Origin of the sequence: Methylorubrum populi, from assembly GCA_036946625.1 — a bacterium.
GTDB lineage: Bacteria > Pseudomonadota > Alphaproteobacteria > Rhizobiales > Beijerinckiaceae > Methylobacterium > Methylobacterium populi_C.
In genome coordinates this window covers 1,983,177-2,007,187 of record JAQIIU010000002.1, presented here as the reverse complement: position 1 = coordinate 2,007,187, position 24,011 = coordinate 1,983,177, and the positions used below count along the sequence as shown (strand labels likewise).

The 24,011-nt window shown below is 67.0% G+C and carries 23 protein-coding genes, 4 pseudogenes and 1 other annotated feature; of the genes and pseudogenes, 17 read left to right on the top strand and 10 right to left on the bottom strand.

The genetic code is table 11. The features are described 5' to 3' along the window. A partial coding sequence (locus PGN25_11465) for an HlyD family type I secretion periplasmic adaptor subunit (GenBank protein ID MEH3118175.1) occupies positions 1–1,323 on the top strand: 1,323 nt, incomplete at its 5' end. Between the two features lie 26 nt (positions 1,324–1,349). On the opposite strand, the gene PGN25_11460 is transcribed toward PGN25_11465, so the two are convergent. Both PGN25_11460 and PGN25_11455 read right to left on the bottom strand, forming a co-directional pair. After that, positions 1,350–1,598 carry a hypothetical protein gene (locus tag PGN25_11460; GenBank protein MEH3118174.1) on the bottom strand — a complete coding sequence of 83 codons (249 nt, stop codon included), beginning with the start codon at positions 1,596–1,598 and terminating at the stop codon, positions 1,350–1,352. A gap of 55 nt (positions 1,599–1,653) precedes the next feature. Then, the gene (locus tag PGN25_11455) at positions 1,654–1,947 is read right to left on the bottom strand and encodes a hypothetical protein (GenBank protein ID MEH3118173.1); all 294 of its coding nucleotides are present in this window, start codon (positions 1,945–1,947) and stop codon (positions 1,654–1,656) included. Between the two features lie 634 nt (positions 1,948–2,581). Between PGN25_11455 and PGN25_11450 the strand changes: the two genes are divergently transcribed. The 8 genes from PGN25_11450 to PGN25_11415 all read left to right on the top strand — a co-directional run bounded on the left by PGN25_11450 (position 2,582) and on the right by PGN25_11415 (position 9,124). After that, entirely contained in the window at positions 2,582–3,067 is a 486-nt protein-coding gene (locus tag PGN25_11450; GenBank protein MEH3118172.1) for a sigma-70 family RNA polymerase sigma factor, read from the top strand. 17 nt (positions 3,068–3,084) lie between these two features. Further along, positions 3,085–4,062: a FecR domain-containing protein gene (locus PGN25_11445; protein ID MEH3118171.1), complete on the top strand. Its 978-nt coding sequence runs from the start codon at positions 3,085–3,087 to the stop codon at positions 4,060–4,062. 83 nt (positions 4,063–4,145) lie between these two features. Further along, positions 4,146–4,700, top strand: coding sequence for a hypothetical protein (locus tag PGN25_11440; protein MEH3118170.1), 555 nt, complete (start codon positions 4,146–4,148; stop codon positions 4,698–4,700). An 83-nt stretch (positions 4,701–4,783) separates the two neighbouring features. After that, positions 4,784–5,932, top strand: coding sequence for a PLP-dependent cysteine synthase family protein (locus tag PGN25_11435; GenBank protein MEH3118169.1), 1,149 nt, complete (start codon positions 4,784–4,786; stop codon positions 5,930–5,932). Further along, on the top strand, positions 5,929–6,729 hold the full coding sequence (locus PGN25_11430) for a YitT family protein (GenBank protein ID MEH3118168.1): 801 nt from the start codon (positions 5,929–5,931) through the stop codon (positions 6,727–6,729). The genes PGN25_11435 and PGN25_11430 overlap by 4 nt, the downstream gene beginning before the upstream one ends. Before the next feature lie 403 nt (positions 6,730–7,132). Next, on the top strand, positions 7,133–7,813 hold the full coding sequence (gene exbB, locus PGN25_11425; protein ID MEH3118167.1) for a tonB-system energizer ExbB: 681 nt from the start codon (positions 7,133–7,135) through the stop codon (positions 7,811–7,813). 4 nt (positions 7,814–7,817) lie between these two features. After that, positions 7,818–8,255, top strand: coding sequence for a TonB system transport protein ExbD (gene exbD / locus PGN25_11420; protein ID MEH3118166.1), 438 nt, complete (start codon positions 7,818–7,820; stop codon positions 8,253–8,255). Then, a complete protein-coding gene (locus tag PGN25_11415; GenBank protein MEH3118165.1) occupies positions 8,252–9,124 on the top strand; it encodes an energy transducer TonB in 873 nt (290 codons plus the stop codon). The genes exbD and PGN25_11415 overlap by 4 nt, the downstream gene beginning before the upstream one ends. A 116-nt stretch (positions 9,125–9,240) precedes the next feature. Here the strand turns inward: PGN25_11415 and PGN25_11410 are convergent. Together PGN25_11410 and PGN25_11405 are read right to left on the bottom strand one after the other, a co-directional pair. After that, positions 9,241–9,772: pseudogene (locus PGN25_11410) on the bottom strand (transposase). Next, positions 9,379–9,495, bottom strand: a sequence feature (AL1L pseudoknot). (Overlaps the previous pseudogene by 117 nt.) A gap of 50 nt (positions 9,773–9,822) precedes the next feature. Then, positions 9,823–10,120, bottom strand: a pseudogene (locus PGN25_11405) (IS5/IS1182 family transposase). Between PGN25_11405 and PGN25_11400 the strand changes: the two are divergent. The 4 genes and pseudogenes from PGN25_11400 (at position 10,114) to PGN25_11385 (ending at position 13,899) form a co-directional block, all read left to right on the top strand. Further along, a pseudogene (locus PGN25_11400) lies at positions 10,114–10,826 on the top strand (IS256 family transposase). The pseudogenes PGN25_11405 and PGN25_11400 sit on opposite strands and share 7 nt — an antisense overlap. Before the next feature lie 77 nt (positions 10,827–10,903). Beyond that, the gene (locus tag PGN25_11395; GenBank protein ID MEH3118164.1) at positions 10,904–11,902 is read left to right on the top strand and encodes a glycosyl hydrolase; all 999 of its coding nucleotides are present in this window, start codon (positions 10,904–10,906) and stop codon (positions 11,900–11,902) included. A 167-nt stretch (positions 11,903–12,069) separates the two neighbouring features. Beyond that, positions 12,070–12,243: pseudogene (locus PGN25_11390) on the top strand (recombinase family protein). A 345-nt stretch (positions 12,244–12,588) separates the two neighbouring features. Next, positions 12,589–13,899, top strand: coding sequence for an IS4 family transposase (locus tag PGN25_11385; GenBank protein MEH3118163.1), 1,311 nt, complete (start codon positions 12,589–12,591; stop codon positions 13,897–13,899). A 29-nt stretch (positions 13,900–13,928) separates the two neighbouring features. Here PGN25_11385 and PGN25_11380 read toward each other — a convergent pair. Then, positions 13,929–14,770, bottom strand: a protein-coding gene (locus PGN25_11380) for an IS5 family transposase (GenBank protein ID MEH3118162.1) whose coding sequence is annotated in 2 segments (ribosomal slippage) — positions 13,929–14,380 and positions 14,380–14,770 — 843 coding nt in all. Because the reading frame shifts where the segments join, the coding sequence is not laid out codon by codon here. Between the two features lie 140 nt (positions 14,771–14,910). After that, complete coding sequence (locus tag PGN25_11375) at positions 14,911–15,036, bottom strand: hypothetical protein (protein ID MEH3118161.1); 126 nt, start codon at positions 15,034–15,036, stop codon at positions 14,911–14,913. Positions 15,037–15,168: 132 nt separating this feature from the next. Between PGN25_11375 and PGN25_11370 the strand changes: the two genes are divergently transcribed. The 4 genes from PGN25_11370 (at position 15,169) to PGN25_11355 (ending at position 18,892) form a co-directional block, all read left to right on the top strand. Next, positions 15,169–16,377, top strand: a complete 1,209-nt coding sequence (locus PGN25_11370; protein MEH3118160.1) for an IS701 family transposase — start codon at positions 15,169–15,171, stop codon at positions 16,375–16,377. 462 nt (positions 16,378–16,839) lie between these two features. After that, positions 16,840–17,832, top strand: coding sequence for an IS481 family transposase (locus PGN25_11365; protein ID MEH3118159.1), 993 nt, complete (start codon positions 16,840–16,842; stop codon positions 17,830–17,832). Positions 17,833–18,318: 486 nt separating this feature from the next. Then, positions 18,319–18,552: a hypothetical protein gene (locus PGN25_11360; GenBank protein ID MEH3118158.1), complete on the top strand. Its 234-nt coding sequence runs from the start codon at positions 18,319–18,321 to the stop codon at positions 18,550–18,552. A 7-nt stretch (positions 18,553–18,559) separates the two neighbouring features. Beyond that, the gene (locus PGN25_11355; protein MEH3118157.1) at positions 18,560–18,892 is read left to right on the top strand and encodes a hypothetical protein; all 333 of its coding nucleotides are present in this window, start codon (positions 18,560–18,562) and stop codon (positions 18,890–18,892) included. 903 nt (positions 18,893–19,795) lie between these two features. Here the strand turns inward: PGN25_11355 and gluQRS are convergent. The 4 genes from gluQRS to PGN25_11335 form a co-directional block, all read right to left on the bottom strand. After that, complete coding sequence (gene gluQRS, locus PGN25_11350; GenBank protein MEH3118156.1) at positions 19,796–20,725, bottom strand: tRNA glutamyl-Q(34) synthetase GluQRS; 930 nt, start codon at positions 20,723–20,725, stop codon at positions 19,796–19,798. Then, positions 20,722–21,009, bottom strand: coding sequence for a hypothetical protein (locus PGN25_11345; GenBank protein MEH3118155.1), 288 nt, complete (start codon positions 21,007–21,009; stop codon positions 20,722–20,724). Before PGN25_11345 ends, gluQRS begins: the two co-directional genes overlap by 4 nt. Before the next feature lie 377 nt (positions 21,010–21,386). Then, the gene (gene htpG, locus PGN25_11340) at positions 21,387–23,258 is read right to left on the bottom strand and encodes a molecular chaperone HtpG (protein ID MEH3118154.1); all 1,872 of its coding nucleotides are present in this window, start codon (positions 23,256–23,258) and stop codon (positions 21,387–21,389) included. Between the two features lie 245 nt (positions 23,259–23,503). Beyond that, on the bottom strand, positions 23,504–23,926 hold the full coding sequence (locus PGN25_11335) for a hypothetical protein (protein ID MEH3118153.1): 423 nt from the start codon (positions 23,924–23,926) through the stop codon (positions 23,504–23,506). Positions 23,927–24,011: the final 85 nt, after the last annotated feature.

Below are 24,011 nucleotides of genomic sequence, written 5' to 3'. Positions count from 1 at the left end.
AGCGGCCTCGCCCCGGCGCTGCCGCGGCCCGCCGCCCACGGCTCGATCCGGCGCCATCTGGCTCTGACCGTCGGCCTCTCGGCGGTCCTCGTCTTCGGCGTCGGCGGCTGGGCCACCTTCACCGACATCTCGGCCGCCGTGATCGCGCCGGGCCAGCTTGTGGTCGAGACCGACGTGAAGAAGGTGCAGCACCCCACCGGCGGCGTCGTCGGCCAGCTTCTCGCCCGCGAGGGCCAGCGGGTCGCGGCCGGCGACGTGCTGATCCGCCTCGACGAGACCCAGACCCGGGCCAACCTCGACATCGTGCTCAAGGCCATGGATGAACTCGCCGCCCGCCGCGCCCGCGACGAGGCCGAGCGCGACGGGTTCAAGACCATCACCTTCCCGCCCGACCTCGTTGCCCGCATCGACGACGACCCGACCGTGGCCCGGCTGATCGACGGCGAATCGCGCCTGTTCGCGGCCCGCGTCGCCGGGCGCGAGGGCCAGAAGGCGCAACTGCGCGAGCGCGTCGATCAGCTCCGCCAGGAGATCGCCGGGCTGACCAAGCAGGCGGCGGCCAAGGACCGCGAGATCAACCTGATCGGCCACGAGCTGACCGGCGTGCGCGACCTCTACGCCAAGAACCTCGTGCCGCTCTCGCGCGTCACCGCCCTGGAGCGCGACGCCGCCCGCCTCGAGGGCGAGCGCGGCCAGCTCGTCGCCTCCACCGCCTCGGCGCGCGGCAAGATCGCCGAGACCGAACTGCAGATCCTCCAGATCGACGGCGAGATGCGCACCGAGACCGGCAAGGATCTGGCCGAGATCCGCGGCAAGTGGTCGGAGCTGCGCGAGAAGCGCGTGGCGGCCGAAGACCAGCTCAAGCGGGTCGAGCTGCGCGCGCCGCAGGACGGCTACGTCCACCAGATGAGCGTGCACACGGTGGGCGGCCTCGTGACCCCGAGCGAACCGGCGATGCTGATCGTGCCGGCCTCCGACCAGCTCCTCGTCGAGGTGAGGGTGCAGCCGCAGGACATCGACAACGTGCGAATCGGCCAGAAGGCGGTGTTGCGGTTTGCCGCCTTCAACACGCGCACGACGCCGGAGATCGACGGCGAGGTGACCCGGGTCTCGGCCGACGTGAGTCAGGACGCCAAGACCGGGCAGAGCTACTACACGGCGCGCATCCGCATCCGGGACGACCAGCAGGAGCGCCTGAAGGGCTTGCGGCTGGTGCCGGGCATGCCGGTGGAGTCCTACACCCAGATCGGCGAGCGCTCGGTGCTGTCCTATCTCACCAAGCCCCTGACCGATCAGATCGCCAAAGCGTGGAAAGAGCGATGAGCCCGGGGAACTGAGAGCCTCGCCGGCTACAACTCCAGGGCCAGCCCATCATCCCGCTCCAACCCGCGCCGCTGAGCATGATCCAACGCGAGCCACTGCGCCCGCTTCTGCTCGTAGGCGATCCGACCCTGCTCGCGGTCGATCCCCCGGATCGCCATCACCGTCTCTCCCAGCGCAAGCCCGCGCTCCCGATCCATCCCGGGAATGCCGAGGAAGGCGTACTTCTCGATGCCCCCCCGAGAGACCCCCTCGCGCTCCTTCGCAGCCTCGCTCACCCGCTGAATTCCCCCAGCACGCCCCGGCCCTCCTCCGTCGCCAGCGCCCCCGCGATCAGCGCCTGGCCCGCCTCGCGCGACCCGGCCCGGTAGGGATCAGGAACTGCTGCGCCGCCTCCGACAGCCCCGGGATCTCCACCTGCGCCAGTTCCCGCCGCCTCTCCTCCTGCGACACGGTGCGGTCGTAGGTCTCCTCCCACTCGCCCAGCAGCGTCCCGACCCGCGCCGCCGCCTTCGGCAGTGCCGCCCGCGCCTCACGCCGCTCGCGGTCGTCACCCAGCAGCAGCACCCGGCGCCCGGGCAATGCGCCGAACGTCTCGGGCTGCGTCAGCGGCCGATACCCGGTCATGTCTGCGCTGAAGTCGGGCTGCTCGAACCGTCCATCACACCACGAAACGCCTCAAACCGCGAGGTTTTTAGAGGTGTCCAGCTCTACCCAATCGAAGCTTAACTGATCGGCGCCGCGCGACTTCGACTGCGATGAGGCTGCGGCAGAGCCGAAGTTGCATACCGACACTTGCGCATGGAGAAAAAGGGACCATAGGACCGTCAGAACATAGTTCAAAAATCTGGATATATCGAATTATTAAGAACGGACGTATACTTGATAATATTTTCGAAAAAGCCTAATAAAAATATGGGATGCCAATCCGACGGATTGGCATCCCATGTTGGAACACAAGATAATGCTTTCTAAGCTATCCTTGCTCGCAGAAATTTTTTAGGCCTGTGCAGAGGCTCCTACAGTCGATCCGCTGTAAGCCGATGCGAGGCAGATCCGAGCCAATGGCTGCTCATGACACTCAAATTTCTCTGTGCATACCAATTTGGCCCGGGATTTGCGTTCCTCAAATTGAGGATTGCCAAACCATATTTATTGGTTCTTGATGGTAGGATTTCCAGCAAAGAAATTTATGATCGATGTAATCCACGCTAAAAAAGGAAGATGGATGCCCGAGTCGATACTTTCTCGGAACCGTACGGTGCTCGACAGGCTGTTTCGTACGCACAGCAGTTGGCTGGCGGGCTGGCTGAGCAAGCAGCGTTGGACTGTCCATTCTTCCGAAGACCTGACTTCGGATGTCTTCTGCGCCCTGCTTACGATACCGAACCTAGAAGCCGTGAGTCAGCCGCGCGCTATGATGACGACGATCGCGCGTCGCCTCATCTACGATGCGCGTCGTCGGGACGATCTTCGGCGCTCCTATGAAGCGGAGTTGATGGCCCTGCCGGAAGCGCTGGAGATCTCGGCCGAGGAACGGCTGATCCTGATCCAGGCGCTTCAAGCTGTGGAAGCGATGCTCTCGACCTTGTCGCACAAGTCGCGGACCGCGTTTTTGAGAAGTCAGATCGGAGGAGCTCCTTACGCCGATATTGCGGACGAACTTGGCGTTTCGGTCAGCATGGTCCGCAAGTATGTTGCTCAAGGACTGCGCGCGGCCTATGCAGCGGTCGATCGACAAGGTTGAGCAGCGCGGATCTTCGCATGTCACCGACGCAACAGTTCGAGGATGCGCACGCCGAAGCCGCGATCCAGTGGATGGTGGAGATGAATTCGGGCGAGATGTCCGAAATTCAGGTCCGCGCCTTCGAGACATGGCTGAAGACGGACCACGCCAACGAGACGGCCTGGATTCGGCTCCAAGAGGGCCTGATGCCATGCGGAATTGCGGCGCGAAACGGGATGATGGGGCATGATGTCCTGACCCGGCGTCTCGCGGCAGGACGGCAGAACCGCCGAACCTTCATCGCGGGTTTGGCCAGCCTGATCGGGGTGGGGACCATCGGCTCGGGCATCGCCGACCGGTTCGTGCCCCTCGGCAACATCCTGGCGGATCGCTTCACCCGCACGGGCGGGCAAGAGACGGTGGCGCTCGCCGATGGAAGCGAACTCGTTCTCGCATCGCGGACCGCGATCAACATCGTCTACGAGACCGGATTGCGTGCCGTACAACTCCTGGACGGCGAGGTGCTGGTCCGGGCCGCCTCCCGGGCAACGCCCTTCGAAATCCGGGCCGGTTCGATGGCGCTGGAAACCTTCGGCGGGACGTTCCTCGTCGAGGGCCGCGCCGAGCGTCTCGCGGTGACCGGTGTGGAGGGCTCGGGCCGCGTCAGGCACGTGCCGGGCGGGCATGAGCCGGTTGCCTCCGGAGACATGGTGGAGTTCGCCGGCGGACACAGGCGGCGGCGGAAGGTCGATATCGAGGCCGCGACGGCTTGGCTCGAAGGATTGCTGGTAGCCAAGGACAGCGATCTCCTCGCGATCACGACCCAGTTGCAGCGCTACTTCTCCGGCATCATCCAAGTGGATCCTGCAATCGCGGACCTGCGCGCCACGGGGGTCTTCTCGCTGCGCAATCCGGAAGCGGCCCTCGACGCGCTCGCCGAATCCCTCGACCTTTCCCTGACACGCGTCTCCCGGCTCTGGATCAAGCTCGGTCCGGCGGGGAGAGGAGCGGCGTGACCATCATTTCTCGCCGGCTGCGCTGACCCTTTCGCGGGCTCGATCGTCAACCTGGGCAGGCAGGAAACGGAGAGCTGACGAAAATGAAGAGCCTGTCAGGGCGAGCGAGCCAGGCTCACTCAGCCTGGTCGGCTGTCGTGCCGCTGATCCTGATCGCGGCGACGGCACACGCCGATCAAACCCACCGATTCAACATCCCACGCGGCGATCTCGCCACTGAGCTGACGCAGATCGCCCTGACCTCGGGCATCCCGATCGTGGCGCAGGCCCATCTCGTGGCCGGGCGCATGGCCGGTCCGATCTCGGGCTGCGGGACCGCCGAGACCGCCGAGACCGCTTTGACGGAGGCGCTTGCGGGCACGGCTTCCGCCGTCGGGTCCGACAGGAACGGTGGACTCGTGCTGCAGGGCCTGGCGGTCGATGCGAGGGCGTCGACGGCCATGCACTGGGCCAAAGGGGAACCCGCCGCAGGGACGATGCCGAGCGACCGGGGCCTCGTGCCGGCCGGAATCATCTCCGATCATCGGTCGTCGGCGCATCCCGCTCCTGGCGCCGCAGGCGATTGCGGTGCGGACGACGGCGCTTCCGAGGTCGCAGGTGCCGCCGCTTCCGGCCTTGTCCGGTTGGGGGCGGAATGATGGTCGCCTCCCGTTCCCTTCGTGAGAATCCCTTCGCCGGAGACGCTGATCCGCCGCGCCACGGGTCTCCGCATGACGGCCGCGTGGTCGAACTCGTGTCCCGCGAGCCGAGCCGCGCGCCGCGCGCAGTCGATTCCGGCTGGCTGCGGACCGCCTTGGCCCGGATCGAAGCCGAAGCTGCACGCAGCGCGGACACGCACCTGCTCCGCGTGCCGCTGCACGGACTGCGCGACATCGACCTCTACGTGAAGGACGAATCCGCCCACCCCACCGGCAGCCTCAAGCATCGCCTCGCCCGCTCGCTCTTCCTCTACGGGCTCTGCAACGGCTGGATCGGTCCGCACACCACGATCGTCGAGGCGTCGAGCGGCTCGACCGCGGTCTCCGAGGCCTATTTCGCACGGATGCTCGGCCTTCCCTTCGTAGCGGTGATGCCGGCCTCCACCGCGGCGGAGAAGATCGCCGAGATCGCCCGCTACGGGGGTCACAGCCACATCGTGGCGCGGGCGTCCGAAGTCTACGCCGAGGCGGCCCGGATCGCGGTCGAGAGCGGTGGGCACTACATGGACCAGTTCACCTATGCCGAGCGCGCCACGGACTGGCGGGGCAACAACAACATCGCCCAGTCGATCTTCGATCAACTCGCGCGCGAGCGCTACCCGGTCCCGGCCTGGATCGTCGTGGGAGCGGGCACGGGCGGCACATCGGCGACGATCGGGCGGTATTTGCGCTATCGCAGCCACGCCACCCGCCTGTGCCTAGCCGATCCGGAGGCCTCGGTGTTCCATCGGCATCTCGCCGATCCGTCGTCGGCGTCGGCGACGAGCGCGGTCTCCATCGTCGAGGGGATCGGTCGCGGGCGGCTGGAACCGTCTTTTCTTCCCCGACTGATCGACGATTGGGTCGCGGTGGCGGATGCCGACAGCCTCGGGGCGGCCCGCGCCCTGTCGGAGACCCTGGGGCGCTCCTGCGGTGGATCGACCGGGACGAACCTCTGGGCCGTCGCGGTTCTGATCGCCGGGATGGTCGCGCGCGGCGAGACCGGATCGGTCGTCACTCTCCTGTGCGATTCGGGCGAGCGCTACCGCAGCACCCATCTCGACGAGGCGTGGCTCCGCGAACGGGGAATCGACGTGAGCGCTTCGCAGGCGGCGATGACGGCCTTCCTGAAGACCGGCTCTCTGCCGCCCTGCGCGCTCGAGAAGGCGCGATCCCGGACGGTCGGGCGATGAACCGCGTGCATCGGACGGTCCCGGCAATGGCGCTGGACGGCTCGGGCCTGCGCCGGCATGCGCTGCACGAGGACGTGCTGGCCATGTTCACCGGTGCGGGCCTCGTCTCGCTCGGCGTCGTGATCCAGGCTCAGGCGCAACTCCTGTCCGGCGGCATCGCCGGGCTGTCGATGTTCGTTGCGCGTCTGGCCCCGGTCGGATTCTGGATCGTGTTCTTCGTCTTCAATCTTCCCTTCTGCGCTCTTGCGCGGCGGCGGGGATCCGGGTTCGTGGCCAGAACCCTGCTCGCTGTGACGCTCACGGGCGCGCTGACCGAACGGACCGCGGCCTGGACCGGCTTCGCCACGATCGATCCGATCTACGCCGCCGTCGCGGGCGGGGCGCTGATCGGCATCGGTCTGATCGTGCTGTTCCGCCACGGCACCAGTCTCGGCGGCTTGGGCATCCTCGCCCTGTACCTGCAGGATCGCGTCGGCATCCGCGCAGGCTATGTGCAGATGGCCTTCGACGCAGCGCTCCTGCTCATAGCCTCTTCGGTCCTGCCGGCCTGGAACCTGGCCCTTTCGGCGCTCGGCATGCTCACGGTCAACGCAGTGATCGCGGCGCACCATCGTTCGGACCGGTACGTCGGCGTCACCGGCTGGGATCATCCCAACAGGCTCGGCGCCGGCACGGCAGGCGCTCCGAGGCCACGGAGAGGATTCTTGAGACGCCCGCCTCGCCCGTCCGCTACCTGCGGAGAGGGACAATCGAATTTTTTTCCGTCCGCTGAATCCGGTCGCCGAAAGAAAGTTTGAGTCGGGCGCTGTCACTTAGCGATTCTTATCCGTCAAAGCACGCGAAGCCTTCGATCTCCGAGGAGACGGGAAAGCGATGATGCGATCGATCTTCAAGGCCGGGCCGCAACGGGGTACGGGAAGCGGCCGTCGCCTCAGGCGAGCGACATTCGTCCTGGCCCTTGCTTGCGGCACGGTGATGCTGTCGCCTCCGCTCGTGCAGGCCGAGCAGGCGGGTTCCGCCGTGCCCCCTGGAACGATCGAAGCGCCTGCCGCACCGTCGGGAGCCGAGGCATCATCCGTCGCCGCACCTCCTGCGGGAGCAACCGAGGCATCGTCGCCTGCCGCGACCGCCGCTTCCGCGGCGACACCCGCGCAGATCCCCGCCGCGAAGCCGGAGAAGGCCGCCCACGACCTGTCCCCGATGGGCATGTTCCTGAACGCCGACCCGGTCGTGAAGGCCGTGATGGTGACCCTGGCCGCCGCTTCCGTCGTGACCTGGACCATCCTGCTGGTGAAAATGTTCAGCTTAGGGCTGGCCAAGCGCCGGATGCGGACGAACCTCAAGGAGATCCGCTCGGCGGGCAGCCTGGCGGAGGCGGGGCAGCGGGTGCGCCGCGGCGTCGGCGCCCTCCTGCTGGTCGAGGCCGAGGAGGAACTCGGCCTCTCCCGGGGATTGCCGAGCGAGGGCGTCAAGGAGCGGGCGGCCATCGCGCTGAACCGGGTCGAGGCGCTGGTCGGCAAGCGTATGGCCTCGGGCACCGGCATCCTCGCCACCATCGGCTCGATCGGCCCGTTCGTCGGCCTGTTCGGCACCGTCTGGGGCATCATGGGCAGTTTCATCGGCATCGCCAACTCGAACACCACCAACCTCGCCGTGGTCGCCCCCGGCATCGCCGAGGCGCTACTCGCCACCGGCATCGGCCTCGTGGCGGCAATCCCCGCCGTCGTCATCTACAACGCGCTCACGCGCTCCATCACCGGCTACCGCGCCATGACCGGCGACGCCGTCGCCTTGATCATGCGCCACCTCTCACGCGACCTCGACCGGCGCGAGTTCGGCACCTACGGCCCGAAGGGGTCCATCCGTGTCGCGGCGGAGTGAGGCCATGGCCGTCAATCTCGGATCCGGCGACGACGGCGACCTAGCCGAAACCGCCGACATCAACATCACGCCGTTCATCGACGTGATCCTGGTGCTGCTCATCATCTTCATGGTGGCCGCGCCTCTTTCGACCGTCGACGTGCCGGTCGAACTACCGGTCTCCTCGGCGCCGCAGCAGCCGCGCCCGGACAAGCCGGTCTTCGTCAGCGTGAAGGCCGATCTCGGCATCGCCCTGGGCGAGGATATCGTGGCTCGGCCGGCCTTGGGCGCCGCCCTCGACGCGGCCACCAAGGGCAACAAGGACGAGCGGATCTTCCTGCGCGCCGACAAGGGCGTACCCTACGGCGAACTGATGGGGGTGATGAACCTTCTGCGGGGTGCTGGCTACCTCAAGGTCGGCCTGGTTGGCCTGGAAGACGTTTCGGGCGGAGCCCAGCCATGATCCACCCGCCGCCCGAAGCCTTCGTGCGGGCCACCGAACGGCACCGCGCGCACGTGGAAAGCCGCGAAGCGTCTTCGGCGGCGCAGATCCTGGGCTGGGCGGCGGCGGGGCTGCTGACGCTGGGTCTGCATTTGGGCCTCTACCTCGCCCTGACGCAAGAGACGGAGCCGCCGCCCGCGCCCGTGGAGCTGCCGGCGGCGGTGATGATCGACATGTCGCCCGAGCCCATCGTGGCGAAGTCGGAGGTCGACAACGCCTCGGAGGGGCCGCCGGCCGCCGACGCGCAGCAGGCCGCGCCCGAGCCGGAGGAGGCCCCGCCGCCGCCTCCCGATCCGGAGCCGGTCGTCGAGGCTCCTCCTCCGCCTCCGGAGGTCAAGCCGCAGGCCGTGCTGCCGCCGAAGCCGCCCAAGCAGGAGGTGAAGAAGCCCGAGCCGAAGCCGCCCGAGAAGAAAGTCGAGAAGAAGAAGCCCGAAAAGCTCGTCCAGAAGAAGGACAAGCCGACCGCCGCCTCCCGCAGCGGCGGCGGCCCCCGCTCGGACCAGCAGACCGCCGACCGCACCGCAGCCTCCTCGGCCGGCGCGGCGATCAGCCAGGCGTCGCGGGCGACGTGGCAGAACGAGATGCGGGCTCGGATCGTACGCGCCAAGCGGTTCCCGCCCGGAGCGTTCGGCGCGGTCGGCGTGGCGGTGGTCTCCGTGACCTTCGCGGGCAACGGCAGCGTGAGCAGCGCCCGCCTGATCGCCTCGTCCGGCAACACGGCGCTCGATACGGAGGCCGTCGCCGTGATGTACCGCGCCGCCCCCTTCCCGCCGCCGCCCGGCGGGCAGGCGATCACCCAGACCATCCCGCTCAACTTCAGCCGTCGCTGAGACGCCGCCGTCCCGAGACCGTTTGACCTCGGGACACGATCAGGAACGAGCCACCGTGAAGCCGATGCTGCCGAAGTCATTCCCCCTCACGGATACGGACGCGCCCGGGCCCGCCGAACCTTGCGCACCCCGCAGACGTGGAAGTTCTCCTCGAACACGCGCCGGATCTCGACCATCAGCGCCGCGTCCGAGCGAGCCCGTGCCGGCAGCTTGCTGGGATCGGCCCGCCGCGCAGCATGGGCATGGTAGGTCGACGGGGCGATCGGCAGGACCTTGCAGATCGGCTCGACCCCGTAGGCCTCCCGGTGATCGTCGATGAAGGCGATCATGTCCGCGACCGGCGGTCGAGCTCGGCAAACGCAAAATAGGCGGACGCCTTCCGCAGGATCTCGTTGGCCTGCCGGAGCTCACGGTTCTCGCGCTCCAGCGCCTTGATCCGCTCGCGCTCGTCCGTCGTCGGTCCGGCCCTCTGGCCCTGGTCCCGCTCGGCTTGGCGGACCCAGTTCCGCAGCGTCTCGCCCGAACAGCCGATCTTGGCCGCGATCGAGCGGATCGCCGCATATTGCGAGCCGTGCTCGCCCTGATGATCGAACACCATCCCGACCGCGCGCGGACCTCCGGCGAAAAGGGGGTGCTGCGCTTCGTCATGGCTCCATCCTCTCAAGAGTTGGAGCCTCCGGGAAACACGGGACGGTTCACCGGTCGAGAAGCGGAATGGCGTGGGGCAGTTCGTGTGCCTGCCCTGGGGCGATGCCGAAGGCGATGGCGTGGCCTCGTCCGTCGGCGATCACGCAGGCCTTGGTACCATAGCCGCCACGAGAGCGGCCAAGCGCTTCACGATCATCTCGCTCGGGCACAGATCCCCCTTTTTGCAGCGCCCGCTGCCTTCTGGTGAGCCCGCACGCTGCTGCCGTCAAGGAAAGCCAGGCCCAGCGCGACGCCGCGTTCCTGCACGCGGTCGAGCAACCGCTCCCACACCCCGGCGCGTGTCCACCTACCTGAAGGTGCGCGAGGGCGGCCGGATCGTCTCGGTGGCCGCCATAGTCGCCGTGGCGGTGGATACGGAGGGCCGGCGTGAGATCGTCGGCCTGCACATCGGCCCATCGGAAGCCGAGGTGTTCTGGACCGATTTCCTGCGCAGCCTGGTCAAGCGCGGGCTCTCGGGCGTGCAACTCGTCGTCTCCGACGCCCACGAGGGCCTGAAGGCCGCCATCCGCCGCGTGCTGAAGGCGACCTGGCAACGCTGCCGGGTTCACTGGACCCGGAACGCGCTGGCCTCCGTGCCGCGGGCGCAGCAGACCATGGTCGCGGCCGGTCTGCGCCACGCCTTCCAGCAGTCCGATCAGGACGCGGCGCTCTCCAGCATCTGGCCGAGCAACTCCATAATCGCTGGAAGCTGAAGGGCTTCATCGAAGATGCGAGCGACGACGTGCCCGCTTACCGCGGCTTCCCGATCCAGCATCGAACGAAGTTGCACTCGACAAACCCGCTGGAGCGTCTCAAGAAGGAGATCAAGCGGCGCGCCGATGTGGTCGGCATCTTCCCTAACACGGACTCGATCCAGCGTCTGATCGGCGCGGTGCTTCTTGAAGCCAACGGCGAGTGGCAACTCCAGCATCGCTACAGGCAGGTCGAGGGCATGGCCGGACTTGCCTCAGCGCTGATCGAAGAGACCATCACCCTTCCACCGCAGGCCCCCTGACAGATGGCCGCTCCAATTCCACCCAGAAAGTCCACCTCATTGACGGACGCGACCGTGATGCCTCCGAGGAAGTGCCTATGAGCTTCATTGGGAAGCGCAGTGCCATAGGGCTCTATTGCTGGGCGATGATTCTAGCGCTTATCGGCTCGTCATCTGCCGGTCATGGTCAAGCCGTTCCTTTCGTCGGATCGCCCGGGGGCGCCGGTCAATATTACGATGCGGACGTGGTTGCATTCGATGAAACGACGAAGATCTGGGGATTTACGCCAGATTTCTTCATGTTCTCCGAAGACATCTCCGTGAACAACTGTTCATCCCGGCTGGCAGCATCGCACAACCGTGGGTTGCGACTGATCCAGATTGTCGGAACGAGCAAATACACGCTGGAACAGGTCCGCGACGGGGCGGCCGATGCGGCAATCATCACCAAGGCGAAATGCTATAATGGCCACAAGGACATCGTTCGTGTCTTCCATGAGATGAACGGCAATTATTCGGGTAATTGGGGGCAGAAGGATCCCTCCATCTATATTGCTGCCTTCCGTCATGTTGCAAAGATCTTCAAGCAATTTGCGCCCGATATCCAAGTCTGGTGGACGCCGAATGTCTGGGGAAATCCGCCTTACAACATTGATCCTCAGCCTTATTATCCCGGCGACGACTATGTCGACACGATCGGACTGGACGGCTACACCACGGCAAGCTCGAACTTCGCCGCGCGTGACATCTTCAGCAACAGGCGCGGCGTCAATCTCGGCGGCATGACGATCCCCGATTGCTTCGGTATCGTGGCTGGTACCATGGGTGGTCGTACGGCCGGAACAAAGCCGCTCGTCATCTCGGAACTCGGTGTCGACAACAGGCTCGCCAATCCCGGTGCGGCGTCTCCGTCGGTATCGGCAACGACACAGGCCGCTTGGATGACGGATCTTTTCGCCTGGCTGTCGTCCAAACCATTCGGCGCGCGACTGACCGGCATCAACTACTGGAACCGGTCACCCTATACCATCCGGGACGGTGCCGCTTTGTCGGCTTTCAGGACCGGTGTAGCGAAGTTTCGTGCGGCATACCGATAAAGGTTCGTCCGCGCTTCATGCCGGCCGAGAGGTCCTGAGCGATGGCCAAGGTGCCGCCGAGCAGCGATGCGGCGATCCATGAGCTGCCTCCTGATTCTTGCCTTCCTCGATCGCGTCCCGACGCCGGGTAGCATCACGGCTATGAGCAAGGAGGCCTTCGTCGCGACCGCCTCTTCAAGATGACCGCCGCCAAGCTGCGCCGAGCTCGGGCCGCGATGGAAAAGCCCGAAACCCGGGTCCGCGACCTCTGCGTCGAGCTGAGCATCACGCGCCAGACCCTCTACCGGTTCGCCGGTCCACGCGGCGAACTGCGCGCCGACGGCGAAAGTCTCATCGCTCAGAGCCTGTTTGACCGGCCGCCGTGTCTTCGTCAGGCAACGGCAGGGCAAGAGGAAAGCCATAACTCCCATCCCCACCCTCATCCTGAGGCGCCGCGAAGCGGCCTCGAAGGGTGTTCCAGATCCCGCGCGATCCCTGGAGCATCCTTCGAGGCCTCCGCTGCGCTCCGGCACCTCAGGATGAGGGTGGGGATGGGATCACCGCAGTCAAACAGGCTCTGAGACGTATGCCTTTTAAGGTTCGTTTATATTAACTATATCCTTGCAATGAGCGAAGCATTGCAAGGATCCGATCCAGTCTGGTCTGCCGTCATTGAACGGTTCGAGAACTATGCGCCGACGAGCCTGATGGCCCGCACGGCCTTGGAACACGCGCTGCCGGCCGGCTGGATCGACGAGGTGTTCGAGCAGCATCGCCAGCGGCAATACACGCGGGAGTTGCTGTTCTCCACTGTCGTCAGGCTGACGATGCTCGTCGCTCTCGGCCTGCGCTCGTCGTTGCACGCCGCTGCGCGCGAAGCCGAAGACCTGACCGTCTCGCTGCCCGCCCTCTACGACAAGGTCAACCGCACCGAGCCCGACCTGCTGCGCGCCCTCGTGCGCGGCAGCGCGACCCGACTGGCCCCGGTGATGACCGCGGCGGGCACCGGCCATCCGAGCCTGCCGGGCTACGCACTGCGCGTGCTGGACGGCAACCATCTGCCCGGCAGCGACAAGCGCCTGAAGCCTCTGCGCGCGCATCGCGGCGCCGCCCTGCCGGGGCAGACCCTGGTCGTCTACGATCCCGATACCGGCCTGGCCGTCGATCTGGTGGCGGCCGAAGATGCTTATGCCGACGAACGGGCGCTGGCCCGGGCCCTCCTGGACGCTGCCGCGCCCGGTCAGGTCTGGGTCGCCGATCGGCACTTCTGTGTCCGGACCTGGCTGCAGGGTCTGGTTGAGGCAGGCAGCCACTTCGTGGTGCGTCGGCACGGCAACCATCCCCGCCTGGGCGCGCAGGGGGATTGGCAGGCGTGCGGCTCCTGCGAGACCGGCACACTGTGTGAGCAGAGCATTACGCTGGAGGGGAGCGGCGATGCGTGGCGGCGCATCGCGCTGAGCTTGACGGCGCCAACGACGGAGGGAGACCGGACGATCTGGCTGTGGAGCAACCTGCCGGCGAGCGTCAGTGCGGCGCAGATCGCGCAGGTGTATCGGCGACGCTGGCGGATCGAGGGTCTGTTCCTGCAGATGGAACGGGTGCTGCACAGCGAGGCCGGTCGCCTGGGTCGTCCGCGGGCGGCCCTGCTGGGGTTTGCCGCTGCCGTTCTGGCCCACAACGTGCTGAGCCTGCTGAGCGCGTGCATCGAGCAGGTGCACGGGCCCGAGCCGCGGGTCTCGGTGTTCCACCTGAGCCGTCAGATCGGTGCCGGCTACGAGGGGCTGATGGTGGCGCTCGGACACGGCTCTGTGTTGACGGGCCAGGAGGATGCGGCGAGCGTCGCGGCCCGCTTGCTCGCCTTGGCGGAGCGGGTCGACCCAGGGCGGATTGCAACCAGCCCGCGTGGTCCCAAGCGCAAGGTCGACAAGCCCTATGTAGCGGCGGCTACGGCCCGAAAACACGTCGCCACCGCCAGGGTCCTCGAAAAGGCCAAGCTAATGGCTAAGAAAACACCTTAAAAGGCATGGCTCTCAGAGCCTGTCCGAGATCATATTGTTTTCTGGCAGAGCTTTCGCGTCATGAGGCGGATGGAGGCGAGCAGCAGGAAGGCGCGCGCCGTTCTGCTCCGGCATTCCCAGTCCTTAGCCAGACGCCGGCAGCGGTTGAGCCAGGCAAAGGTCCGCTCGACGATCCAGCGCTTGGGCAGCACGACGAAGCCCTGGGCCTGATCGGACCGCTTGACGATCGTGAGCTTGAGCCGGCGGCAGGCCCGGCGCAGACCAGCCTTGAACGCTGGTCCCTGGTAGCCGCCGTCGGCATACAGCCGCAGCAGGAACGGGTAGAGGCCAAACAAGCTCGCCATCACCCACACGCCGCCGGTGCGGTCTTGCACGCTGGCCGGATGCACCAGGGCGTGCATCACGAAGCCCTGCGTGTCGACGAGGATGTGCCTTTTCTTGCCCCGGACCTTCTTGCCTGCGTCGTAGCCCGACGGGTCGATCGCCCGCCCCCTTTTTCCGCGCCCTTCACGCTCTGGCTGTCGAGGATGGCCGCGCTCGGGCTGGCCGCCCGGCCCGCCCGCTCGCGGCAGGCCACGAACAGCGCGTGGTGGATGCGCGCCAGCGTGCCGTCGTAGTCCCACAGATCAAGATAGCCGTGCACGGTCGAGCGCGGCGGCAGGTCCGTCGGGATCGCGCGCCATTGGCAGCCGGTGCTGAGCACGTACATCAGCCCGTCCACCACCGCGCGGATGTCCACGCTGCGCTTGCCGCCGCCCGGCTTGGCCGGCGGAATCAGCGGCTCGATCAGCGCCCACTCCTCATCGGTCAGATCACTCGGATAGCGCAGGGCACTGCGGTCGTAGCGGGCCCGGTTCTCCTGTGTCCACATCGCAAGCTCCCAGACCGAGGCTGCCTTCCACCACAACCCACTCCAGCGTATCAATATGTCGTCGGACAGACTCTCAGAGACGGGCGCGGAACTAGCCGTCAGCCGCCCGATGTAATTACCCAGGCCCGTGATGGCGGGGATCAGGCGCTGACAGTCTTGAGGATGGTGGCGAAGGGGCCGACACCGGACAGACGGGCGGTGTCGACGACGGTGCGGATGTCGGCCTCGCCGGAGGCCGCCCACATGGCGCGGTAGCCGTTGGTCAACTGACATCGCCGATCTCCTCAATCGGCCAACCCTCCCATTCCAAACTTGCCCCAGACTGACTCCCTTAATTCCTCACCGCGGCCTAACATTACAGTTGCGTTTTTGGCGAGGTTCTGACTCCATGCGGCACCATGATTCGTGCATCATGGACGCCGGGGGCCTCGATTGAGGCGACGCTGGAGCTCTGGGCCTCTTCGCTGCGGGAGGTGAAGGGACGCATGCGCCCGCTGTTTTCTCAGGAGCGGGTGGCGGCCTCGGCGGGAGCATTCCTGGACGGACTGCTCGGCGCGGAGCGGCGCAAGACCAGTTGGATGCGGGCGGAAGCTGCGGGCGATCCCGGGCCCTGGCGTCAGCAGGCCGTGCTCGGTCGCGGACGCTGGGATGCCGACGCCCTGCGCGACGTCGTGCGGGACTATGCCCTGGAAACCCTGGCCGACCCGGACGCGGTTCTGGTTCTCGACGAGACTGGCTTTCTCAAGCAGGGCAAAGCCTCGTGCGGTGTGCATCGCCAGTACACCGGCTCGGCCGGAAAGATCACGAACTGTCAGATCGGCGTGTTCGCGGCTTACGCCTCGCACCACGGTCACGCGTTCATCGATCGGGCCTTGTACCTGCCCAAGACCTGGACCTCGGATCCGGCCCGGCTGGCCGCCGCCCACGTGCCGGAGGGGACGAGCTTTTCGACCAAGCCGGGATTGGCTCTAACGATGATCGAGCGGGCGATGACCGCCGACGTGCCGTTCTCCTGGGTTGCGGCCGACACCGTCTATGGGGTCGGCGACATCGAGATGGCTCTACGGCGCGCGGGCAAGGGCTACGTGCTCGGGGTCAAGACCGATCACCTGTTCAATTCCTGGGTCGGCAAGCCGCTGGTGGCCGGCACCGCCGAGGCGATCGCGAACGGCCTCGCTCCGACGGCCTGGACGCGCCTGTCGGCGGGCGAGGGCACGAAGGGCGCGCGGCTGTACGACTGGGCTTACTGCGAGTTGGCCGACCTCGACGGTGCCGACTACGATCAGGCCGGCCTGTGGACGCGCGGCCTGCTGATCCGCCGTAGCCTGACTGACGGCGAGCGGGCGTACTTCACGACGTGGTGCCCGGCCGGCACGTCGGTCGCGACCCTGGCGACGGTCGAGGGCCAGCGTTGGACGATCGAGGACGCGTTCGAGACGGCCAAGACCGAACTTGGGCTCGCTCATAATGAGACCCGTTCCTGGCACGGCTGGCACCGGCACGTCAGCTTGGTGATGATGGCCTTCGCCCTGCTGGCCGTAATCCGCCATCACGCCAACGCGCCGCCCCCAAAAAGACGGGCGCGGCCGAGACCGCCCGCGCGCTGATCCGCTGGTCGGTCCAGGAGATCCGCCGCATCGCGGTGCGGCTGGCACAGCGGCGCATCCAGCCCGCTCACGTCATCGCATGGTCGCTCTGGCGACGGGCGCATCAGGCGACCGCCCGAAACGCCCATCTCAAACGCCGTGCGTCAGCCGACAGGGGACGTCAACGGCGTAAGCCCAGCACAATGAACAGCAAGCAAAAATGCTTTAAAACGCAACTGTAATGCTAGGCGTCGAAGATGCTTCAGTAACTCGCAACTACGTTACGATCCAGGGGACTGAAGAAGCCACTGGGAAGGCCGTTCGTGTCCTTCTACTGAGCCCCCTTGATTGCCTACGCAGTCGCCTCTCTAACTTAAATTTCTTGAGGCGAAGCGACGAGATACCGGTCAACCAAGGCCACGCTAGGTGTTTGATCCCAGGGTTTGATGGTGCACTCTTCACGTTGGAGTGGAGGGACGCGCTATGGGCCAAGTTCTTCACGGCAGCGCCACCACGACGGAGGCAGTCCGTCGAGCGATCCAGCATAGTCAAGCGAGCCTGAGGGCGCTCTCGAAGCGCTACGGGATCAACCGGAAGACGGTCGCCAAGTGGCGGCAGCGGACCTCGGTCGCCGATCAGCGCACGGGTCCGAAGGATCCCCGCTCGACGGTGCTGTCACAGGAGGACGAGGCGGTCGTCGTCGCCTTTCGCCGCCATACGCTCCTGCCGTTGGACGACTGCCTCTACGCGCTCCAGGCGACGATCCCGCACCTGACCCGTTCGTCGCTGCATCGGTGCCTGCAGCGCCACGGCATCAGCCGACTGCCGGAGGTCGACGGTGACAAGCCCAAGCGGTCACGCTTCAAGACCTGCCCGCTCGGCTATTTCCACATCGATCTGGCCGAGGTTCACACAGCCGAAGGGCGACTCTACCTGCTCGTCGCTATCGACCGCACGACCAAGTTCGCCTTCGTTGAGCTCCACGAGAAGGCCACGCGGCGGGTCGCAGGTGACTTCCTCCGCCATCTCATCGAGGCCGTGCCTTACAAGGTGCACACGGTGCTCACCGACAACGGCACCCACTTCACCACGCCCGGCAACGTCGCCTCGGCCGCTTCCGTCATCAAGGAGGCGATTGTAGCCGGCGAGACCTTCCGAGCCCACAGCTTCGAACTTGCCTGCGCCCGCAACGATATCGACCATCGGCTGACCAAACCGCGCCACCCCTGGACGAACGGTCAGGTCGAGCGGATGAACCGCACGATCAAGGACGCGACGGTCAAGCGCTACCATTACGACAGCCACGCGCAACTCCGTGCGCACTTGGCCGACTTTGTCAGCGCCTACAACTTCGCACGCCGTTTGAAGACCCTGCGCGGCCTCACGCCCTACGAAGCCATCTGCAAGGCATGGTCCGCTGAGCCCGGCCGCTTCAGGTCAAACCCGCTCCACCAAATGCCGGGACCAAACAGATAGCGTTGCAATCCTTCGGTGCTTCATAGAAGACCTCCTGAAAGAAAGCGCGGTTAAGAAGGCGCAGACCACGCTCTCAGAGCTAGTATACATCATAAAAGATGAGCACATAGGCCGCCTATCTCATCTGGAACACGGGTTGCGCCCGGAAACAATATTGCAGCACTTCCTAGATCATCCAGGATTGGATGAACGCTGGCGAATGTTAATTCTCCGGCGTGCCCTGGAACGCACAGAGAAGCGATTGGCCTCTTTCGAAGAAAGATTGGCGGCGCGGCTTAGTCTCAGAAGAGGCCAGTAGCGCGCTTCACCACGCAAGAAGCACCGCCCTTAGGCTGGCGTACCTGCCCGAAAACAACCTGGGCCCCTCGACGCGCTTTGTTCTGTGCCTTTGCGAATGGACATGCGCGCACTCGAAATGCGTCTTGACCGAACCCTCCCGGCTGCTACGTGTTCTCTCTTCGTTCTAGCTGGAGAGACACAAGGGGTATGCGCAAAGACGCTCTGCCGAACGCGCCGTTGCCTACCCCTCGTAGCGGCCCCGTCGAGGACATCGCACGGGCCTACCTCGTGACCGCTCACGGGGACGCTGAGGCCGCTCTCCACGCCGCCATCGCGGACGCCCTAGCCGACCTCTGCGAAGCCGAACGCCGCACGCGCCGCCAGGACCGGCTCATCTCCCGTGGCTACGTGCGGGCGGCCCTTCACGAGGCGGTGCGGTAGCAGCGTCATGCGCCCGCCCATCCGGCCTGACGTTCCCTGCCTCGCGGCCTATCCCTACGTCATCGTGCGGGTGGCCTGCCCGCATTGTCCGAACCGCACGGGCAGCTATCGGCTCGCCCGGCTGGCCGCACGGCTTGGCCCTGAGACCCCACTGGAGGATGTGCTTCGGCGCATCGCTTTCGATTGCCCGTGGCTCGATGAGCGCCACCCCAGGTCCAAGAGCCAGTACGTCCCGAAGTGCAAGGCGCATTTCCCCGACCTCGAAGCCGCCAGCCCACAGCCACCGGACATGCCGCCTGGGCTGATGAAGCTCCGCGTGGTGCAGGGAGGCAAGGCGTAGCTGTGCCGAAAATACCGCCGCCCTCAGAGGGCCTTCCGCGTAGCCGTCTTCCTGCGCCGCCGCGTTCTCCGCTTCGGCTTGCTCAAGGTGCCCGTAGCGGGCTTCAACATCTCCGTGAGCGCCGCACGTTGCTGGCGACGCACCGCGTTGGCTGCGTGGCCTCCCCACCACCCGAGCGCCCCGTTGACGGACGAAAGCCATAGGCTGAGTGCGGGGTTCTTCATGGTGCGACCTCCGAGGGATCAACGGGCCCTGCGGAGATCGGTTCACCAACCTCAAAACCTCTGACAGGCGGTCGATGCTGTGGCCTGGGTTCGCGGCGGCATCGTCCCGCCCCCTCGTCAACCGCTACAAAAGCCACTACAAAGACCTCCGTTCGCGCTCGAAGAACACCAACGATTTCAACGGACAATTCTGGTACGGAGGGTCTCCCGCCGTCCGCACCACGGGTTTGAAATGGTAAGCACCGCTAGTAATACCGTTTCCGCTTGATCGCTTCGGGTTTGGCCCCCCTCCGTCATCGCGAGCGGCCGCGAAGCGATCCAGGGCGCGACAGATCCGGAAAGGGCGCGCCCTGGTTTGCCACGGCTTCGCCTCGCAAGGACGCAGGACAGGCCGAAGTCTGTCTGGTTGCGGAACGCTGTCGGGACGCCGCGCGTGGGCGGTCAAAGCGTACGCATGACGCCTTGAGGGTGTGCGCCGCCGTGTCCTCCGGGCCCGCAGTGCCGCGATCCGCGTCCTGCGCCAGGACCGGGGCGGCGAGCGCCCAAGCAGACGAAGCAGGATCGCTCGAGGCGATCGCATCGTGTCCGGCCCCCTCGCGGTCGCTCGCCGCGCCATCACGGATTCCCCAGGCCCGGCCGTCGCACAAGTCCGGTTGAGACGCTGGATCAAATCGAATGCTCAAAATCCCAGCATCGCCCGCACGTCCGCGGCCGTGACGCCGCGAGCCCTCAGGTCGGCGAGCGCTTCGGAGCCCTTCGACTTGGCGAGTTTCTCGCCGCTCTCCGTTCGGATCAGTGCGTGATGGTGATAGGCCGGCGCGGGGAGACCGAGAAGGCTTCGGAGCACGGCGTGCAGGTCGGTCGCGGCCTCCAGATCCTGCCCGCGCACGATGTGGGTGATGCCCTGCACGGCGTCGTCGCAGACGACGGCGAGATGGTAGCTCGTCGGCACGTCGCGCCGGACGATCACCGCGTCGCCCCAGCGACCGGGATCGGCCGCGACCGTTTCCGCCGCGCCATCGTCGGGTGAGAAGCGGCGGATCATGAGAGGTTCGGCGAGGGTTCGGAGCGCGTCCGGCATGTCGAGGCGCCAGGTATGCGGCGCGCCCCGCTCCCGCAGCGCCCTCGCTTCGGCCGGAGGGAGGTGGCGGCAGGTGCCCGGATAGAGCGGGGCGCCGTCGGGGTCGCGCGGAACCGCCTCTCCCCGCGCCTCGCGGGCGGCGGCCTCCGCCGCGATCTTCCCCCGCGAGCAGAAGCAGGGATAGATCAGACCGCTCTCCGCCAGCCGGTCGCGCGCCGCGGCATAATCCGAAAAGTGCTCGGACTGGCGGCGCGGCGTGGCCGCGAAAGCGAGGCCGAGCCATTCGAGGTCGGACAGAATGCCGGCCACGAAGTCCGGCCGGGCGCGGCCGAGATCGATGTCCTCGATGCGCAGGATCAGGCGACCGCCGAGTCTTCGCGCGATGCGGGCGTTGAGAAGGGCGGAGTAGGCGTGGCCGAGATGCAGGCGGCCGTTCGGGCTTGGCGCGAAGCGGAGCGTCGGCCCGGGCGTTCCGGCCGCTCCTTCCCAGGGGCCGACGGTCGGCCCGCGGGACGATGCCCTCGTCACGGCTCTCCGATGCGGCGCAGGCAGGCCACGGCGCCCGGCGTGCAGGCGATGCCCGGCAGCGAGCAGGCGGCGCCACCATCCTCGATGCGGCGGCAGACCTTGCAGCCGTCGCCCCACTCGGCGCAGGCCGGATCCTCGGCCGGCGCCAGCGCCGCGTGCGGCCGGGACGCGCGGGGCGCGAGGGCGCCGAGCAGCACGGTCGCGGCCACGAGGGCGAGGACGCCCAGGGCCACGCGGCGGTCGCGGCGGGCGGTCTGCGGATCGTGAAGGGGGTCGGCGGCCATGCCCGGTGTTGGCGCGGATGCGGCGGGGCTGTCAACGCGGGGCCGTCAGGTGCCCGGCGTTCCGAACTCGGGCGACGCGACGAGGCGCGCCCCGCGCCGGAGGCGGTCGAGGCGTGCAACGGGCCTGGAAACAGCCGGCATGCTCGTTGCGATGGCCCGTCGGTCCATAACGAGAAGCGGCCCGGGAGGAGAGACCCACGCCATCACGAAAGCCCCCGCGCATGCTCTACGGCCTCTCCTTCCTGACCTGCATGGTCGCCAATCCCACGCATGGCGACCGCTGGCGGGTGGCGCGGTTCCGCTGCGGCTCGCCGCCCAAGGATGACGGGACGCGGATCTGATCCGGATATCCCGCCCTCCACGGACGGCGCGACGCGTCAGGCCGCCGGCGCGGCCTTGGCCGCCAGCGCCGCCGCGACGGCACGGGCGAAGGCCACCGGGTCGCGCGGCGTGTCGCCGTCCTGGACCCGGGCGAGGTCGAGCAGCGTGCCGGCCTCTTCCTTCACATCCTCGCCGGCCTCGGCCCGCTCGTTGAGCGCGCGGATCAGGGCGTGGCGCGGGTTGATCTCCAGGATCGGCGCGCCGCCGCCGAAGCCGCGGCCGGCCCGGCGCAGCAGGCGCTGCATCTGCAGGTCCGGTCCGGTGCCGGAGGCGGCGAGCACCACGGCGCTGTCGACGAGGCGATCGGTGGTGCGCACGTCGGAAACGTCCGGCTCCAGCGCCAGCTTGAGCGCGGCGACCAGCCTGTCGAGCGCGGGCGTCTCCTCCGCCGCCTCGCCCGCGGGCTTGAGCTTCGCGAGGTCGGCAGACCCTTGGGTCACCGAGCGCAGGGGCTTGTCCTCGAACTTGGCCAACTGCTCCGGCCAGAACGCGTCGACGTGATCCGACAGCAGCAGGACCTCGACGCCGCGGGCGCGAAAACCTTCGAGCTGCGCGGAGTTCTTGAGCGCCTCCACGTCGTCGGCGACGAGGTAGTAGATCGCCTCCTGCTCCGGCTTCATCCGCGCGACGTAGTCGGGCAGCGAGGTCCAGCCCGCTTGCGTCGAGGAGCGGAAGCGCAGGAGCGGCGCGATCTCGGCGCGGCGCTCGAAATCCTCGTAGATGCCCTCCTTGAGGATCGGCCCGAAATTCTCGAAGAACTTTTGGTACTCCTCGGCCTTCTCGGCGTTCTTCGCGCGGTTGGCCAGTTCGGTGAGGACGCGTCCCGTCACCGCCCGGCGGATCTTCTGGAGCGTCGGCGTCGATTGCAGCATCTCGCGCGAGACGTTGAGCGGCAGGTCGTCGGTGTCGACCACGCCGTGGACGAAGCGCAGCCAGTTCGGCAGCAGTTCGGCCTCGTCGGTGATGAACATGCGCCGCACGTGCAGCCGCACCTTGGAGCGGCGGTCGTCCTCCACCGCCATGAACGGCTTCATGCCCGGCACGAACAGGAGGCCGGTGAATTCGAGCGCGCCCTCGGCGCGCCAGTGCAGGGTCGCCCAGGGCTCGTCGAAGCCGTGGCTGACCGTGCGGTAGAACTCCTTGTACCGCTCTTCCCCGATCTCGGATTTCGGCTGGCGCCAGAGGGCGGTGCCGCGGTTGGCCGCCTCCTCCTTGCCCTCCGCGTCGCGGATCGCGATCGGCACGGCGATGTTGTCGGCCCATTTGCGCACGACGTGGTCGAGCCGGTAGCTCTCCAGATACTCGTCGGCATCCTCCTTCAGGTGCAGGACGATGTCGGTGCCGGCCTGCTCTCGTGCCGCCGGTTCCAGGGTGTAGCTGCCCTTGCCGTCGGAGGCCCAGGTCCAGGCCTCGTCCGTCCCGGCGCGGCGCGCGGTGACGGTGACGCGATCCGCCACCATGAAGGCGGAGTAGAAGCCGACGCCGAACTGGCCGATCAGGCTCGGTCGCATCTCGCCGCCGCCTTCGGCCGCCTTCTCGCCGAGCGCCTGCGAGAAGGCGCGGGTGCCGGAGCGGGCGATGGTGCCGAGGTTCTGCGCCAGTTCCTCCTTGCTCATGCCGATGCCCGCATCGGAGATCGTGAGCGTGCGCGCCGCCTTGTCGGGAGCGATCAGCACCCGCGCGTCGGCGGGGAGCGCCAGGGCCTCGTCGGTCAACGCCTCGAAGCGGCGCCGGTCGGTCGCGTCGGCGGCGTTGGCCACCAGTTCGCGCAGAAAAATCTCGCGGTCGGAATAGAGCGCGTGGACCACGAGGTCCAACAGGCGCCCGACCTCGGCACCGAATTCGTGCCGCTCCACCGTCTCGCTCAAGAGCCACCTCCCCGACTGACGTGTCTCACCGGACGCCCACGCCGGCGCGGCGGGTGTTCGGTGCAGGACACTCGAAAATGCGGGGGCGATATGCCCATGACGAGACGGTAATTCAATCGCCGCGCGCGGGTGCGCAGGGCTGCGAACGCAGCTCAACGGGACGTGCCCTCCGGATGCGGCGTCGCCACGACACCGCACGGTCGTGATTCCGGGGCGCCGACAGCGGCGCGAAGGCGTCGCCGTCCTCAGGCTGCCAGGGTCGCGGGTTCGGCGGCAGGCGCCGCCTCGATGCGCTGATGCACGGTGTCGAAGGCGGCGCGGATCGCCGCCACCGCGTCCTCGACGGCGACCAGGGCGGCGAGTTGCATGGTGCCCGGAATGTCGCCGACCCGCCGCGTGGCGAAGACAATGGCGTGCTCGAGCCTCAACAGTTCTTCCTCGGCGCTGTCGCCGGAAAGACTCGACAAACGCTGAAGCGCCGCCTCCAGGGCGTGGCGCAAGACAAGGGTTCTCACGCGATCCTGAAGGATCGCCCGGTCATTCTGCTTCATGTGATGAAGTGTCCGCCGATTCGCGGAAATGATGATGTCACCGCGTCGGCCGCCGCGCAGTTCCTTTTCTGCAACATTTGCAAAAAGGCAGAAGCCGCCACGGAACCAATTCGGCATTCGCGAAAACCGCCGCCCGTTTCGCGGGTCGGCCGGTCGGCGTGATGCGCCGGCCCAGGGTCATCGCTTGAAGCGATGACCCTGG

What these genes read in the sequence shown, in the direction of transcription:
- exbD (MEH3118166.1), top strand. Translation starts at nt 7,818, where the DNA reads ATGGCCGTCAATCTCGGATCCGGCGACGACGGCGACCTAGCCGAAACC.
- PGN25_11440 (MEH3118170.1), top strand. Translation starts at nt 4,146, where the DNA reads ATGAAGAGCCTGTCAGGGCGAGCGAGCCAGGCTCACTCAGCCTGGTCG.
- PGN25_11345 (MEH3118155.1), bottom strand. Translation starts at nt 21,009, where the DNA reads ATGGCCGCCGACCCCCTTCACGATCCGCAGACCGCCCGCCGCGACCGC.
- PGN25_11430 (MEH3118168.1), top strand. Translation starts at nt 5,929, where the DNA reads ATGAACCGCGTGCATCGGACGGTCCCGGCAATGGCGCTGGACGGCTCG.
- exbB (MEH3118167.1), top strand. Translation starts at nt 7,133, where the DNA reads ATGGGCATGTTCCTGAACGCCGACCCGGTCGTGAAGGCCGTGATGGTG.
- PGN25_11415 (MEH3118165.1), top strand. Translation starts at nt 8,252, where the DNA reads ATGATCCACCCGCCGCCCGAAGCCTTCGTGCGGGCCACCGAACGGCAC.
- PGN25_11370 (MEH3118160.1), top strand. Translation starts at nt 15,169, where the DNA reads ATGATTCGTGCATCATGGACGCCGGGGGCCTCGATTGAGGCGACGCTG.
- PGN25_11385 (MEH3118163.1), top strand. Translation starts at nt 12,589, where the DNA reads ATGGCCCGCACGGCCTTGGAACACGCGCTGCCGGCCGGCTGGATCGAC.
- PGN25_11455 (MEH3118173.1), bottom strand. Translation starts at nt 1,947, where the DNA reads ATGACCGGGTATCGGCCGCTGACGCAGCCCGAGACGTTCGGCGCATTG.
- PGN25_11395 (MEH3118164.1), top strand. Translation starts at nt 10,904, where the DNA reads ATGAGCTTCATTGGGAAGCGCAGTGCCATAGGGCTCTATTGCTGGGCG.
- PGN25_11445 (MEH3118171.1), top strand. Translation starts at nt 3,085, where the DNA reads ATGTCACCGACGCAACAGTTCGAGGATGCGCACGCCGAAGCCGCGATC.
- PGN25_11360 (MEH3118158.1), top strand. Translation starts at nt 18,319, where the DNA reads ATGCGCAAAGACGCTCTGCCGAACGCGCCGTTGCCTACCCCTCGTAGC.
- PGN25_11355 (MEH3118157.1), top strand. Translation starts at nt 18,560, where the DNA reads ATGCGCCCGCCCATCCGGCCTGACGTTCCCTGCCTCGCGGCCTATCCC.
- PGN25_11335 (MEH3118153.1), bottom strand. Translation starts at nt 23,926, where the DNA reads ATGCCGAATTGGTTCCGTGGCGGCTTCTGCCTTTTTGCAAATGTTGCA.
- PGN25_11365 (MEH3118159.1), top strand. Translation starts at nt 16,840, where the DNA reads ATGGGCCAAGTTCTTCACGGCAGCGCCACCACGACGGAGGCAGTCCGT.